Origin of the sequence: Pseudarthrobacter raffinosi (assembly GCF_023913735.1) — a bacterium.
Taxonomy (GTDB): domain Bacteria; phylum Actinomycetota; class Actinomycetes; order Actinomycetales; family Micrococcaceae; genus Arthrobacter; species Arthrobacter raffinosi.
On sequence record NZ_JAMXBH010000050.1, the window covers coordinates 1 to 2,232 of the forward strand.

Annotated in this window: 1 rRNA gene; it reads right to left on the reverse strand. The window is 55.0% G+C overall.

Annotation, left to right across the window (positions count from 1 at the left end):
• Positions 1 to 1,725 (reverse strand): 23S ribosomal RNA (locus tag NG698_RS21505); the annotation flags it as partial.
• Positions 1,726 to 2,232 lie beyond the last annotated feature (507 nt).

Consider the following 2,232-nt stretch of genomic DNA (forward strand, 5'->3'; position numbering starts at 1 on the left):
CGCCCTACATCCTTAGACCGGGACAACCATCGCCCGGCTTGGCTACCTTCCTGCGTCACACCTGTTAATACGCTTGCCTCCCAGGATCAGGTCCCGCGCTCCACCAAAACCCACATCACCCCGAAGGGTGGGCGGGCAGGTATCGGGCGGTTAGTATCCCCTGTTCAACATGGACGGTTTTTCGCCGGTACGGGAATATCAACCCGTTGTCCATCGACTACGCCTGTCGGCCTCGCCTTAGGTCCCGACTTACCCAGGGCAGATTAGCTTGACCCTGGAACCCTTGATCATTCGGCGGACGGGTTTCTCACCCGTCTTTCGCTACTCATGCCTGCATTCTCACTCGTGTAGGCTCCACCGCTGGTTTACACCGCGACTTCACTGCCCACACGACGCTCCCCTACCACTCCAGACGCCTGAACCAACCCACAAGGGGCGGCTTAGCTAATATCTGAAATCCACAACTTCGGCGGTGTACTTGAGCCCCGCTACATTGTCGGCGCGGAATCACTTGACCAGTGAGCTATTACGCACTCTTTTAAGGATGGCTGCTTCTAAGCCAACCTCCTGGTTGTCTTCGCAACTCCACATCCTTTCCCACTTAGCACACGCTTAGGGGCCTTAGTTGGTGGTCTGGGCTGTTTCCCTCTCGACTATGAAGCTTATCCCCCACAGTCTCACTGCTGCGCTCTCACTTACCGGCATTCGGAGTTTGGCTGACGTCAGTAACCTTGTAGGGCCCATTAGCCATCCAGTAGCTCTACCTCCAGCAAGAAACACGCAACGCTGCACCTAAATGCATTTCGGGGAGAACCAGCTATCACGAAGTTTGATTGGCCTTTCACCCCTACCCACAGCTCATCCCCTCCATTTTCAACTGAAGTGGGTTCGGTCCTCCACGACGTCTTACCGTCGCTTCAACCTGGCCATGGGTAGATCACTTCGCTTCGGGTCTAGATCACGCCACTGCAACGCCCTATTCAGACTCGCTTTCGCTACGGCTTCCCCACACGGGTTAACCTCGCGACGTAACACTAACTCGCAGGCTCATTCTTCAAAAGGCACGCCGTCACACCCATACAGACAAGCTGCAGATGCTCCGACGGATTGTAAGCACACGGTTTCAGGTACTGTTTCACTCCCCTCCCGGGGTACTTTTCACCTTTCCCTCACGGTACTGGTCCGCTATCGGTCATTAGGGAGTATTTAGGCTTATCAGGTGGTCCTGACAGATTCACACGGGATTTCTCGGGCCCCGTGCTACTTGGGATACTCTCCAGGCGGCACAAAACATTTCGGTTACGGGGCTCACACCCTCTCTGGCCGGCCTTTCAAGACCGTTCACCTATGCCTGCACATCACACCTCACCAGTCCGGCAGAACTGGTATGGAAAGTCCCACAACCCCGCCCATGCAACGCCCGCCGGCTATCACACATGGAACGGTTTAGCCTGATCCGCGTTCGCTCGCCACTACTGACGGAATCACTATTGTTTTCTCTTCCTGCGGGTACTGAGATGTTTCACTTCCCCGCGTTCCCTCCACGCACCCTATGTGTTCAGATGCGGGTCACCAGGCAGCTCGCGCCCCTGGCGGGGTTTCCCCATTCGGACACCCTGGGATCACAGTCCGGTTATCGACTCCCCCAGGCTTATCGCAGATTCCTACGTCCTTCTTCGGCTCCTAATGCCAAGGCATCCACCGTGTGCTCTTAAAAACTTGACCACAAAAGATCAAAAAAACTAATTTTCGAGAGAACCACGAAAACCACCCGGACACCACCACCACAACCCGAAGGCCACAGCAACAGACGCCCGGACAGATCCAGGTTCATAATTCTTGGAAATTGCTTCTTATAAAAGATGCTCGCGTCCACTATGTAGTTCTCAAACAACAACCCCAAACCACACACCCCACACACAACCCCAAAAGGTCAACCGTGCGATCGATGCAGCCAGGAAACCAGAAACAAACAAACCCGACAAAACACACCACAACCCGTAAGCTGCAGCCCATCCTCCCGGCCCTGTTGCCTCAGGACCCAACAGTGTGCCAAACACTAAACCACCCACCCCCAACCCACACCGTTCCAGGCAGAGAAGCCATCCCGAAGGACAACCAACCACCGTACTAGGTCAGGAAAGAAACAAACGGCCGCTATTCATTGATATTCCACCCTTGAGCACCCGCCGCAGAACAAACGTCCGCGCAACGGGCATATACTCCTGACAA